General features: G+C 38.2%; 9 protein-coding genes. 7 read left to right on the forward strand and 2 right to left on the reverse strand.

Annotated features, from left to right (window positions below):
- The first annotated feature begins 72 nt into the window (after positions 1 to 72).
- The 7 genes from TYM08_RS09400 (at position 73) to mltG (ending at position 9,004) form a co-directional block, all read left to right on the forward strand.
- Complete coding sequence (locus tag TYM08_RS09400; RefSeq protein WP_422382717.1) at positions 73 to 3,246, forward strand: glycoside hydrolase family 15 protein; 3,174 nt, start codon at positions 73 to 75, stop codon at positions 3,244 to 3,246.
- 354 nt (positions 3,247 to 3,600) lie between these two features.
- A complete protein-coding gene (gene fabD, locus TYM08_RS09405; RefSeq protein WP_422382718.1) occupies positions 3,601 to 4,527 on the forward strand; it encodes an ACP S-malonyltransferase in 927 nt (308 codons plus the stop codon).
- A gap of 44 nt (positions 4,528 to 4,571) precedes the next feature.
- A complete protein-coding gene (gene fabG, locus TYM08_RS09410) occupies positions 4,572 to 5,306 on the forward strand; it encodes a 3-oxoacyl-ACP reductase FabG (protein WP_422382719.1) in 735 nt (244 codons plus the stop codon).
- 187 nt (positions 5,307 to 5,493) lie between these two features.
- Positions 5,494 to 5,727 carry an acyl carrier protein gene (acpP, locus tag TYM08_RS09415; RefSeq protein ID WP_422382720.1) on the forward strand — a complete coding sequence of 78 codons (234 nt, stop codon included), beginning with the start codon at positions 5,494 to 5,496 and terminating at the stop codon, positions 5,725 to 5,727.
- A 144-nt stretch (positions 5,728 to 5,871) separates the two neighbouring features.
- Positions 5,872 to 7,116 carry a beta-ketoacyl-ACP synthase II gene (gene fabF / locus TYM08_RS09420; RefSeq protein ID WP_422382721.1) on the forward strand — a complete coding sequence of 415 codons (1,245 nt, stop codon included), beginning with the start codon at positions 5,872 to 5,874 and terminating at the stop codon, positions 7,114 to 7,116.
- A gap of 4 nt (positions 7,117 to 7,120) precedes the next feature.
- Positions 7,121 to 7,912 (forward strand): aminodeoxychorismate lyase, encoded by a 792-nt coding sequence (gene pabC / locus TYM08_RS09425; RefSeq protein WP_422382722.1) that lies wholly within the window; start codon positions 7,121 to 7,123, stop codon positions 7,910 to 7,912.
- Positions 7,913 to 7,975: 63 nt separating this feature from the next.
- Positions 7,976 to 9,004 carry an endolytic transglycosylase MltG gene (gene mltG, locus TYM08_RS09430; RefSeq protein ID WP_422382723.1) on the forward strand — a complete coding sequence of 343 codons (1,029 nt, stop codon included), beginning with the start codon at positions 7,976 to 7,978 and terminating at the stop codon, positions 9,002 to 9,004.
- Between the two features lie 311 nt (positions 9,005 to 9,315).
- Here mltG and TYM08_RS09435 read toward each other — a convergent pair whose 3' ends face one another.
- Positions 9,316 to 10,167 (reverse strand): CsiV family protein, encoded by an 852-nt coding sequence (locus TYM08_RS09435; RefSeq protein ID WP_422382724.1) that lies wholly within the window; start codon positions 10,165 to 10,167, stop codon positions 9,316 to 9,318.
- Positions 10,164 to 13,616, reverse strand: a complete 3,453-nt coding sequence (gene mfd, locus TYM08_RS09440; RefSeq protein WP_422382725.1) for a transcription-repair coupling factor — start codon at positions 13,614 to 13,616, stop codon at positions 10,164 to 10,166. The genes TYM08_RS09435 and mfd overlap by 4 nt, the downstream gene beginning before the upstream one ends.
- Positions 13,617 to 13,808 lie beyond the last annotated feature (192 nt).

Raw genomic sequence — 13,808 nt, forward strand, 5'->3', positions numbered from 1 at the left:
CTATAGCCCTTTAACAGTGAAGGGTTATTATCGATAGTTAATGTATTACTTTAAGTGTAAAGAGGTCTCATTGTGGAAGATATCGCGCGTTTAGATCAACTAGATCGTTATTATCGTCGTATTCAAAGAACGATATTAAATCGTCAAAATCCGCACTCTGGATTATTTCCTGCTTCAACTGATGTTAATGATCACGGTGATTATCGTGATGCATGGGTACGAGACAATTTGTACACCATTCAAGCCATTTGGGGGTTGTATTTAAGCTTCAAAAAAATCAATCCTGAAGATAGCAGAATGCATCAACTTGAGGATTCAACGGTTCGTTTAATGCGTGGTTTATTAAATGCCATGATGAAACAAACGGGCAAAGTTGAGCGTTTTAAATATACGCAAAATCCTATGGATGCTTTACACGCAAAATACGATACACAAACTGGCGATACGGTTGTAGATGATGACAAATGGGGGCACTTACAAATTGATGCCACCAGTTTGTATGTATTAATGTTGGCCAGAATGACTAAATCTGGCCTGCGTTTAATTTACGATCAATCCGAATTAACCTTTGTTCAAAACCTTGTTTGGTATATTGGGCGAGGCTACCGCACCCCAGATTTTGGTATTTGGGAGCGTGGCAACAAAAGTAATAATGGTCAACTTGAAGTTAACGCAAGTAGTGTGGGTATGGTTAAATCTGCACTTCAAGCGATCGATAAAGTCGATTTATTGCATGACGGTCAAAGCAAAATATTTGTTGTGCCTGATGAAATTGCACGCTGTCGCACCACATTAGAAAGTTTATTACCTCGTGAAAGTGGCTCAAAAGAAGTCGATGCGGCATGTTTGTCTGTGATCGGATATCCTGCGTTTGCCATTGAGAAAAAATCATTAGTTGTCAAAACCCGTGAACGTATCATCAATAAACTAGCTGGCCCTTGGGGTTGTAAGCGATTTTTATTAGATGGTCATCAAACCGTAACCGAGCAGCATGGGCGTTTGCATTACGAGCAAGATGAGCTTAAAAATTTCCAAGATATCGAATCAGAATGGCCTTTGTTTTATACGTATTTGTATTTAGAAGCGTTGTTTGATGAAGCCGATGATCGAATTAAATATTACCGTGATATTTTAGATAAATTACGCGTTGAAAAAGACGGCGATTATTTGTTGCCCGAGCTTTATATTGTTCCAAAAGAATTAGTCGAAGCTGAGCGTAAAAACCCAGGTTCACAAAATCGTCTTCCTAACGAAAATATTCCATTAGTTTGGGCGCAAAGCCTTTATTATTTGGGCCGTATGATTGAGGTCGGTTTACTTGAAAAATCCGATGTCGATCCTCTAAATGCTTATGGCCGAATCGACAAAAGACCTAATTCTCAAGTGCAAATAGCATTGTTAGCTGAAAATGATGACGTTAAAGCACAGCTTGCAGAGCAGGGTATTTTGTCTCAAACCAAAGAAGACATGGCACCTGTTCTTATTTACCCAACCGGTGAGTTAAACCGAATATTCTCAATGGTGGGTGTGGATCGTGAGCATGGTCTAACTGGTCGTCCAATGCGAAGAATGCGTTCTTTAGCGACCCATCAAAGTTATTTGTTGGAAGGGCGAACTTGTTTGTTTTTATCAAGTTTTCAAAACAGAACCAACTTTTATTTGGCATCTGATAACGAATTATTACGAGAGTCCATCAAAACGGATCTATCTTATGTTTCAAGGCATTGGACTCATGAAGGCTTGCCTACTTTGGTGCTTTATGTGCGTGAATCGATGCTTGATAGTCAGGATAAATCCGTATTAATTGCAACATTACAAGAATTTTCAAGCGGTCAATTTAATGATGTTCAAGTATTAACCGGTAAAATTCATGATTTAATGGATAAAGCTGTTCCTGAAGTTATGGCGTCATTACCGGATTATCATCTTCCTATTGCCTCATTAGGAGAGCGCCATCCTGGAAGCTGGCTAAAATTTAATCCTGAGAAAATAAATTCAAACCAAAAAGACGCATTTAACGATTTCTCACATCAATATAGTGATGAACAATTAAGTGATATGCTTTGTTCAAGTGATGATATTTTTGAGCAAGTTGAATTATTAACTACATTATTAAAAACCAAAGGTGCATTGTATCAGCCTGGCATCGCTCCTGGTGTGACCGTTCAGATATTGCTAGAAGAGATTTATACACGTGCCAGTGATATGCATTTATGGGGTTTGATTCGATATGCCTCTGCAACTATGGGGAAATATTGGAGTGCTCTTGAAGATGCGGTTGCAGAAATCATCACCCGACAAAAGCAGTTAGTATTTGGTCGTAGTCAATCTCATGATTTAGTGATTAATAAACCGGAAAATAATGCCTTTATTTTAGAAATGATCAAACAATCAACCGGTCGCGATCCCCGTGAACAAATGGTTGTGCAAGAAATTATTGTATATCTATATATGCTTATGAGGAATAATCCAGATAGTTTTAAAGGGTTGATTACATTACGTCCAGGGCATTTAGTGCAATTGATAACGGGCAATCTAGCAGATGAGAAATCTATGGCTCAAGATGAGGCGTTTGAATTTATTCTAAATCAATCCCCTTCGGAGTTGTTGGAAAGCATCACTCAGGTTATTGGAAGCTATCAAACTCAGCCTGCGACTGGATTTACTCATGAATTCATTCGATATGATGGTGTTGTAAATCCGGTTCAAGAGTTGGAGGATTTACAGGGTATGCTTAAAAAATTGCCAGAACATTTGGATACATGGCATCAATGGCGAAAACAAGTTGGTGTTATGCCCAAACTAAATGAATCTTTTTTTGAAGGTTTATGGTCGGTGCTTGAAAAGTCACAAGGACTGGTTATAGGTGATCGTTTAAATAAAAATAACCGATTAGAAAGTGAAACAATTTCAAGTAACATGACCCACGGCGAACAACAGTTTTCATTATTAGTTGAATATGTTTTAAACCAAATTCAATTTGATGATTACCGTCAACTTAATATTGAAGCAATTTGGGCATTAATTGCATTTACCAAGCAAAACCCAGAGCTTCAAATTAATGATTTCTTTGTAATCGAAGTGATCATTGCTCATGCAGTAAGATTGGCATGGTTGTCCTGTGACCATGACGAATCTAAATACGATGAAGAAGAATATAAGGCTTGGGATAATTTCTACAATCTATCTCAAAAAGCCGCATTGGAATGCATGAACAGAGCCATTGAATTCTTAATAGGCGGTTAAAACAATCCTGGGGTCAGATCCATTTCTTTCAATCTGACCCCAACGCTTAACCTGAGGTCGGATCCGTTTTAAACGGCTCCGACTTTTTTTGGCCTAAAACATTCTGGATCCCCCCTTTTGCCCTGGGAGCAGATCCAATACTTATTACCTGACGTCAATTTTTAGCCAAGGGTCGGATCCAAAAATCAACAGGTCCGGACTCTTAATCCCCAAAAAAAGGAAAAAATGGATCCGACCCCAGGATTTCATCTCAATTTTTTAACTAACCTTCAGTCATTTCAAAAAAAATGCCACTTAAGTAATTTTATGTAATAATGCGCGACCTTTATAAGTCATTCATTTAAGGCCGTTATTTTGAAAACTGCATTTGTATTTCCTGGTCAAGGCTCTCAAGCTATTGGCATGTTAGCGAACATATCCGCTGAATATCCTTTAATTGCTCAAACATTCAAAGAAGCATCTGATGTACTAGGTTACGACCTATGGGATCTTGTGCAAAATGGCGAAGCAGCACAGTTAAATCAAACTGAAATCACGCAACCCGCATTATTAACCACATCGGTTGCTTTATGGCGTGTACACCAGTCTTTAGGTGGCGATAAGCCTGAATTTATGGCCGGTCACAGCTTAGGTGAATATTCCGCATTAGTATGTGCAAATGTTTTATCGTTTGCTGATGCGGTTAATTTAGTGAAATTACGTGGTCAATTCATGCAAGATGCCGTACCTGCTGGTCTTGGTGGCATGGCAGCTATTATTGGTTTGTCTGATGAGTTAGTAATAGAAGCATGTGAAGAGGCTGCGCAAGATCAAGTAGCATCTGCTGTTAACTTTAACTCACCGGGTCAAGTTGTGATTGCGGGTAATAAAGAAGCGATTGATCGTGCATGTGTAATCGTTAAAGAAAAAGGCGCAAAGCGTGCGTTGCCTTTAAATGTTTCTGCGCCGTCTCATTGTTCATTAATGAAACCGGCCGCTGAAAAACTAGCAAAAGAGCTAGAATCAATCGAATTCAAAACACCAGAAATTGCGGTTGTACAAAATGTATGTGCAACGGTTGAATCGGATCCTGCAAAAATTAAGCAAAACTTAATTGAACAGCTGTATTTGCCCGTTTTATGGTCAAAAAGTGTGTCTTATATGGTTGATCAATCTGTTGAAACAACCGTTGAATGTGGTCCTGGTAAAGTGTTAAGCGGATTAAATCGTCGTATCCATAAAGGATTAAGTGTTGCAAACATCGAACTACCTGCGGATATGCAAGCACTTGTTGCAAAATAAGTCGAATATTCATAGGTTCAGTCATTAATTATTAAGAGGTTTTTATGAGTTTAGAAGGTAAAGTCGCACTGGTTACTGGTGCAAGTCGTGGCATTGGTAAAGCAATCGCAGAAGCATTTGTTGCTCAAGGCGCAAAAGTGATTGGTACGGCTACAAGTGAAAAAGGCGCAGAAGCCATTTCAGCTTATTTAGGCGATGCCGGTCGTGGCGCTAAATTAGATGTTAATAATTCTGAAGAAATCACTGAATTGTTCAAGACAATCAAAGCGGATTTTGGTGATGCGTTAATCGTTGTTAACAACGCAGGCATCACTCAAGATAACTTGTTCTTACGCATGAAAGACGAGCAGTGGGATGATGTCATCAGCACTAACTTATCTTCTGTTTTTCGTGTAAGTAAAGCGGCGATCAAATCTATGGCTAAAGCACGTTACGGTCGCATCATTAACATCAGTTCTGTAATTGGATCGATGGGTAATGCTGGACAGGTAAACTACGGCGCATCTAAAGCAGGCGTTGAAGGCTTTACCCGTTCATTAGCTAAAGAAATTGCGGCTCGCGGCGTAACGGTAAACTCGGTAGCACCTGGTTTTATTGGCACTGATATGACGGATGCTATTCCAGAAGCACAACGTGATGCAATTTTGGCAAACGTACCTGCAAATCGTTTAGGCAAACCTGAAGAAGTAGCGGCTACGGTATTATTTTTGGCAAGTGAAGGCGCTGCATACATTACTGGCGAGACCATTAATGTAAATGGCGGCCTGTATATGGGCTAATTTTTAACGAACAATTTTCGTTAAAAAGGATCAAATAGGGCTAGATGTACGACGTTCGATGCAAATAAGTGTAATTAGCGGAAAATGCAAAAATTTGCTTGCAGAAAATCGAGCATTAACTAAACTAGCCCACAGTTTTTACATACCAATCCATTTGATGTTATTTCACTTAAGGAGTGAATAAATTATGAGTACTATTGAAGAACGCGTTAAAAAAATTGTTGCTGAACAGTTGGGTGCTAAAGAAGAAGACGTAGTTGAATCAGCGTCATTCGTTGATGATTTAGGTGCAGACTCTCTTGACACTGTTGAGTTAGTTATGGCGTTAGAAGAAGAATTCGAAACTGAAATTCCTGATGAAGAAGCTGAAAAATTAACTACAGTTAAATCAGCAATCGACTACGTTAACTCTAACCTATAAATTAGAGTGCCAAAATTACAGATTCATTCTGTAATTCTTTTAAGCTGAATTGTCATAGACAGTTCGGCTTTTGTTTTTTTTGGGATTCGAAAAAGAATAATAAAGAATCCCAAAACAGTTAAAACCAAATTTTGAGGGGAAACAATGAGCTTTAGACGTGTGGTAGTAACCGGTATTGGTATGGTAACTCCCTTAGGTAATAGTGTTGCTAAAACTTGGGAAGGTATCTTAACTGGCCAAAGTGGCATGAATGACATTACCGAGTTTGACACTAAAGGATTAAGCACAACATTTTGTGCAAGTGTAAAAGACTTTGATGTCACACAATACGTAGATGCAAAAGCCGCAAAAAAAATGGATACATTCATTCATTACTGCGTGGCGGCTACCGAAGAAGCACTTAAAGACTCAGGCCTTGAAGTTAACGATGAGAATGCACCAAGAATAGGTGTGTCAATCGGATCAGGCATTGGTGGTTTACCCGAGATCGATAAAAACTCTCAAACATTACACACAAAAGGCGCGCGCCGAATTTCTCCTTTTTTCATTCCTTCAGCTATCATTAACATGGCTGCTGGAACGCTATCCATAAGATACGGCTTAAAAGGCCCTAACTTTGCTATCACTACTGCATGCACATCAGGCAGTCACAGTATTGGTTATGCCGCACGTAACATTGCCTTTGGTGATGCGGACGTAATGGTGGCAGGTGGTGCTGAAAAAGCATCATGTGAGTTAGGTATAGGCGGATTTGCAGCAGCGCGAGCATTATCAAAACGCAATGACTCTCCACAAACGGCTTCACGTCCTTGGGACAAAGACCGTGACGGATTTGTATTAGCAGATGGTGCGGGTACATTAATTCTTGAAGAGTACGAGCACGCAAAAGCCCGTGGCGCAAAAATATACGCCGAATTAACAGGCTTTGGTATGAGTGGTGATGCGTATCATATGACATCTCCTCCTGAGGATGGATCAGGTGCCGCATTAGCCATGCAAAATGCATTACGTGATGCTAAATTGAACCCTGAAGACATTAATTACATTAATGCTCATGGTACATCAACCCAAGCTGGGGATGTTGCTGAAACAAACGCCGCTAAGACTGTTTTTGGTGATCATGCTTATCACTTAGTCATGAGCTCTACTAAGTCAATGACCGGACATTTATTGGGGGCAGCAGGTGCCATTGAAGCGATCTTTGCATTATTAGCAATTCGAGATCAAATCGCTCCGCCAACTATGAATTTAGATAATCCAAGCGAAGGGTGTGATTTAAACTACGCTGCAGGAAAACCGATAAATATGAAAATTGATCACGCTCTTTCCAATTCATTTGGGTTCGGTGGAACAAACGCGTCGTTATTATTCTCAAAGCTGGAAGACTGAATTTATGATATTAACCACGGTAAACGGACAGTTGAATCAACACATTGATGTCACGAATCGTGGTTTTTTGTATGGTGATGGTTTGTTTGAAACGTGTAAGGTAAAGCACCAAACCATTGAGTACTGGCGTGAACATCAAGCAAGATTAATTGATGGTTTGATTCGTTTACAATTTTCTAAAATTACGGACATTTGTATTCGATTAGATCAATATTTAAAAGATGCGTTTCGCAACCAAGATAAAAATGCCCAGTATGGTTTAAAAATTATCATTACCAGAAACAGTACACTTCGAGGATACGGTGTTGATGAATCATCTGTGGATATTGTGATTCAATTATTTCATTTACCCAAGCCAATTTGGAAAAAAGGGGTAGATATTGAATTGAGTCATGTACCAATATCAGTTAATGCAGCATTAGCTGGTATCAAACATCTAAACCGACTTGATAATGTTTTGGCTAAATCAGATTTGAGTGTTCGAAATGTGGATGAAGCTTGGATGAAATGTAATAACGGTATTATTCATGATGGGATTCAATCGAATTTATTTTATAAATTAGAAAATAATTGGTTTACACCGCCTATTGATATTGCTGGAGTACAAGGCATTGAACGACATGTGATTCTAAAATGTCGTTCTGATATTAATCTTCGCATTTTACATGAATCGGAAATTTCCCAAATAAAACAAGCGTTTGTGACTAATAGATTGCAAGGTGCATGTCCAGTACTTTCAATTAATCAGAAACCTTTAGTAAATTGCCAAGATTACATATCTCATCTATTCGAATAGCAAAAAGTTGGATTTTAAATTCAATCAAACTAGACACATAACCCTAAATTGTTTTGAAACCCTATGATTAAAAAAATTTTTCTGATTCTCTTAATGCTCATTGTTATATCATTAACCTATTTGTATTGGTACACACAGCATCTTACCTCCCAGTCTTTAACAAATGAAATTAATATTTCATGGCAAGTAGAATCAGGTCATGGAGTGATTCAAACTTTGGCAAAAATGGAGAAAAAAGGGTTAATTGTAAATAGTAAACATCTGAGTTGGTATTTACGTATAACAGGATTACCAAAAATTAAGCAGGGTGAATATACATTACCTAAAAAGATCACTGTGATGGACGCTTTATCTATTTTCGAAAAAGGGCAATCGGTGCAATATTCAGTGACCTTTGTAGAGGGTAAAACGGTTCAGGAATTTTTAGCATTATTAACAGAAGTGAAGCAAATTGAGCATAAAATAGAAAATATGAGTGAGCTTGAAATTCTCAAGGCATTAAATAGTCCTTATATGCGTTTGGAGGGGGTGATATTTCCAGATACCTATTTCTACCAAAAAGGGGATTCAGACTTAGATATACTTAAGCGAGCAAACGCTAAATTGGAGCAAGTATTGAAGGTCCAGTGGGAAAATAGGGCAGACGACCTTCCTTATAAATCTTCATACGAAGCGCTGATTATGGCTTCTATTGTTGAAAAGGAAACAGGCGTTGCATACGAAAGACCTGAAATTGCAGGAGTTTTTGTAAGAAGGTTGTTAAAAAAGATGCGACTGCAAACGGATCCTACTGTTATTTATGGATTGGGCGATCAATATAATGGTAACTTAACTCGTAAACACCTTAAAACTCCAAGTGATTATAATACCTACTTAAATTATGGCCTGCCTCCTACGCCCATCGCTGCAAGCGGAGAAGAAGCCATTTTTGCTGCTTTGAATCCATCTAAAGGTTCATCTTTGTATTTTGTTGCTAAAGGGGATGGTACTCATTATTTTTCTACAAATCTTGATGAACATAATAATGCGGTGAATCAATATCAAAGATATAAACGAAATAAAGAAAACTATCAGTCGGCTCCCATTCAATAAATATAATAATTTAAATTTTGGGGTCAGATCCAAATTTTATTATTATCTGCAATAATAATTTTAAAAAATTTCGGATCTGACCCCAAAATCTTTCATCCGATCATGTCTAAATAAGACAATTCAAAAAAATGGATTTAAAATACTCTAATAATACCGTTATGGATTATGGTATTAGAATCAATACACTTTACCCAAACGCTGAAGAATTTATTTATTTGAAGTCAATGAACAAGATGGCGCATTACAATTAGTAATTGATAAGCACCTGGATAATGAGGTGCTTTGCGGATCAATTAATGAAATAAAATCATTTATTGCTCGAAATTAAAATCCAAAGGTGTGAAATAGAACAGAAATGCTAATTCTGGGTGGTCAATATATAAAACCTGTTTACTTGCAGTTTGTTTTGTTTCATTCACTTCAATTGAAGAGGTTAATCTATAGGGTAATGTTTTTCCAAACATATGAGTATTAAAGGAGGCGAGTTGTGATTGGTTTTTATCAAAATTCAAATCATTAAACTCTTGTTGTTTTATTTCAGTGAATTCGTTGATATACAGTTGAGGATTAACTTGGATATATCTCGAAATGGTTAAGTGCAACCATCCTGAAATTTCATATTGACTGCCAAACTGTTTGCCAAAATTTAATTCTATTGGTGTGTAAACCTCAGAATCAAAAATCGGTTGTTGCCATGCTAAATATTCAATAACTTCCATATTTCTATTGCGTTTGAAGTTTTCTGCGTGTTCTTGTAATTCTAAGTTTGATAGTTCGGGTGTTAATATTAAATAAGGTTTTGGTAGTAAATTTTGCGTATCATGGGTATTCGAAAAAAACTGAATCACTTGATCATAGGTTAATTGCTCTTCATTGATCAATTGCTGTAAATCAAGATCAGGCTGGCTTAACAGCCTAAAGTCTAAATCTAAAAAACTGATTGATTTGGCCTGAGATGCTGCAAGTGTTTCAACTGTGTTTGGAGAAGCGGGTAACACACTGATATCAAATTGTTCAGGATTCACACTTTTTACTGCATGGTTTTTGAACACTATCATTTCAACCTGATACCATCGCCCAGAATTAGAATTGGCCTGTGCAAAAAAAGATAAACATAAGTTGGAAACAATCAAACATGTTTGTACGATACGGATTTTTTTCATGAATTTGGCTTTTTACTGATTAATTTTAAAATTTCATTTAAGCGTTCAAAACGCGTTTCTTTTTCACTTTCTATAAAAAACTTTAACTGGTCACCTTTGTTTAATTTAAACATTTGAGGCATAGACTGAATTAACTGAACCAATATAAAGGGGTCGATTGTTGTTTGACTGGAAAACTCTATAGTACCACCTTTGTCACCCATATCGATTTTCTTAATCCCTAAAGGTTCCACTTGTAATTTTAATGCAGTTTGTTTGAATAGATTTTTACATGGATCAGTTAACAAACCAAAGCGATCAATCATTTCAATTTGTAAATCATTGAGTTCATTTTCTGTTTTACAACTGGAAATTCTTTTATATAAACTCAAACGCATATTAATGTCGGGCACATAGTCCGCATCAATTATAGCCGCTAATCTAAGGTTGATTTCAGGGCCATGATTATCCATGTCATTAATATCAAAACTTTGTCCATTTTTAATGGCGTTGACCGCTTTTTCAAGCATGTCCATGTATAAACTAAACCCAATGCCTTCAATGTGACCGGTTTGATCCTCGCCTAATAACTCACCTGCGCCACGGATTTCTAGATCGTGGGTAGCTAATGTGAAGCCGGCTCCTAAGTCTTGCGCCCCTTCAATGGCTTCTAAACGTTTGATGGCATCTTTTGTTAAATTAGCAGCAGGAGGCGTTAACATATAACAATAGGCTTGATGATGAGATCGGCCCACACGACCACGTAATTGGTGCAATTGCGCCAAACCAAATTTGTCAGCACGCTCAATAATGATGGTATTTGCCGAAGGGATATCAATACCGGTTTCAATAATGGTGGTACACAACAACACGTTGAATCGGCGGTGATAAAAATCCTGCATCACTCGCTCTAACTCTCGTTCGTTCATTTGTCCGTGACCAATGCCTATGCGGGCTTCAGGGATCAATTCTTGTAATTTATTTTTTGTTTTTTCTATGTCTTTTACACTATTATGTAAGAAATAGATCTGACCCCCACGTAAAATCTCACGCAAAATGGATTCTTTGATGATGTCGTCATCGTATTCGCGCACAAAGGTTTTGACAGACAAACGACGCGCTGGAGGCGTAGCAATAATAGATAAATCTCGAATCGCTGACATCGACATATTTAATGTACGAGGGATTGGTGTGGCAGTAAGGGTCAAAATATCAATATCGGCACGTAATGCTTTGACTTTTTCTTTTTGCTGCACACCAAAACGATGCTCTTCGTCGATGACTAATAAACCTAAATCTTTGAATTTAACATCGGCAGATAATAATTTGTGAGTGCCAATCACAATATCAATGGTTCCAGATTCCAATCCTAACAAGGTCTGTTTGGTGACTTTTGAGGCAGTAAATCGTGATAACAAGCCGATATTGATAGGCCAGTTAGCAAATCGGTCTGAAAAATTTTCAAAATGCTGTTGAGCCAATAGCGTCGTTGGCACCAAAATAGCCACTTGTTTACCGGATTGAGCCGCTAAAAAAGCCGCTCGAATCGCCACTTCTGTTTTACCAAAACCCACATCACCACACACCAATCGATCCATTGGTCGTGTGCGACACATATCTTGAATCACCGCATTAATGGCGGCTTCTTGATCCGGGGTTTCTTCAAAGGCAAAGCCTTGTGCAAATTCACGATAATCGGCATCGCAAGGCTTAAACGCATAACCCTGTTTGGCTTCGCGTTTGGCGTAAATATTTAAAAGTTCCGCTGCGGTATCCCGTATTTTTTCAACGGCTTTGCGTTTGGCGGTTGACCATTTTTCAGTGCCTAAGCGATGCAGTGGCGCGCTTGCTTCTTCGCTTGCACTGTAGCGGCTGATTAAATGCAATAACCCAACGGGCACATATAGCTTGGCGTCACTTGCGTATTCTAATTGTAAAAACTCTTGAACTTGCCCATCTACTTCTAAGGACTGTAACCCTAAATATCGACCCACGCCGTGATCTAAATGCACAACAGGCGCACCTATATTTAATTCAGTTAAGTTTTTAACAATTAAATCGGGGTTTTCACTTTTGGCAGAGCGTTTTCGTTGACGCTGCTGCACAATGAACTGGCCAAATAATTGAGGCTCACAGATGACTTCAATGTTTAACTCAGGCAGAACCAAGCCTTCATCTAACGGCGCAACGGTCAAACAAAGCGGTTCAGTTGAATCCAAAAATTCTTGAAAACTGTTAACTTGTTTAATAGTCAGGTTTTGGCGTTTAAATAAACCTAATAGAATTTCACGCCGACCTAATGACTCAGCACAAATTAACATTCTTTTTTGATCATCTAAAAAGTGATTTTCAAATAAGATTAATGGACGTTCATGAGTACTATCAACGTAGAAATTCTCACTTTTGTCCACGTTTGCCTGATACTTACCAGCGGCAGGTTTGTCTTCACCAAGTTGAGTGCTTAAATTTAAACGCGCAAATTGTTTTAGGGATTTAAAAAATTCTTCTTTATGAAAATACAACGATTCAGGGGGTAAAATCGGGTGAACAATATTGTGTCGCTGGTTTTCATACCGATGATGAATATCAGCTAATTGCTTGTCCATGCTGCGTTCTAAATTTTCAGAGCAAATCACTAACCAATCATCATTTAAATAATCAAAAAAGTGCTGAGTTTGATCAAAAAATAACGGTAAATAATACTCAATACCGGCAGGCACCACACCTTGAATGATATCTTGATATAACGGGCAATCTTGGGTGTTAATTGCGAATTGTTCACGAAAACGACTTCTGAATGAGTTGACGGATTCTTTGGTTAACGAGAATTCTTTACCCGGTAATAACACCAATTCTGATATTTTTTCTAATGAACGCTGAGTTTCAGGGTCAAAATAACGCAGCGTATCAATTTCATCGTCAAACCGCTCAATACGTACAGGGAACTCACTGCCCATGGGGAAAACGTCAATAATTGCCCCACGAACCGCAAAATCGCCATGTTCATAAACCGCTTCAACGTTTTGATAACCCGCCTGTACTAGGTTGTTTCTAAAATGTTCAACGTCTAACACTTGATTAAGCTTTAAACAAAAAGAATGTTGAGCAATAAAAGAGCTAGGAGGCAAACGAGTCAATAGGGTATTGACCGAACAAAAAATAATTTGCTGAGCTTGGTTAGACAACGATGCCAATAATTCTATACGCTCAGAAATAATATCTTGATGAGGAGAAAACTGATCATAGGGCAGCGTTTCCCAATCCACAAACTGCTTAGTGGTGATCGATTTATCTAAATAAAACTGAGTTTGCACCTCAAGGGCTTGAGCTTGCGCGATAGAATCGCAAATCACCAAAATAGGGCGCTTAGTTTGCGCACAACTTTGGGCAATATAATATCCTTGAGCACTGCCTGAAAGATTAAACAATGTACGTTGGTCAGAAGACCCTTTTGGTAACGTGAAGCTCATAATGATCAATGCAAAATAACAAAAAAGACATGATATAACAAAATGCGTGTCGCTAAAACCATCGCAAAAAACCAGATCCAATATAATCCAGGGGTCGGATCCATTTTTCCAAAAATAAACCGGGGGTCGGATCCAAAATTAACCAGTTCTTTTTAATTAATGGCTCATACGATTTTTGGATCCGACCCCAAG

The sequence above is a fragment of the Marinicellulosiphila megalodicopiae genome (genome assembly GCF_045862395.1).
GTDB lineage: Bacteria > Pseudomonadota > Gammaproteobacteria > Pseudomonadales > Natronospirillaceae > Marinicellulosiphila > Marinicellulosiphila megalodicopiae.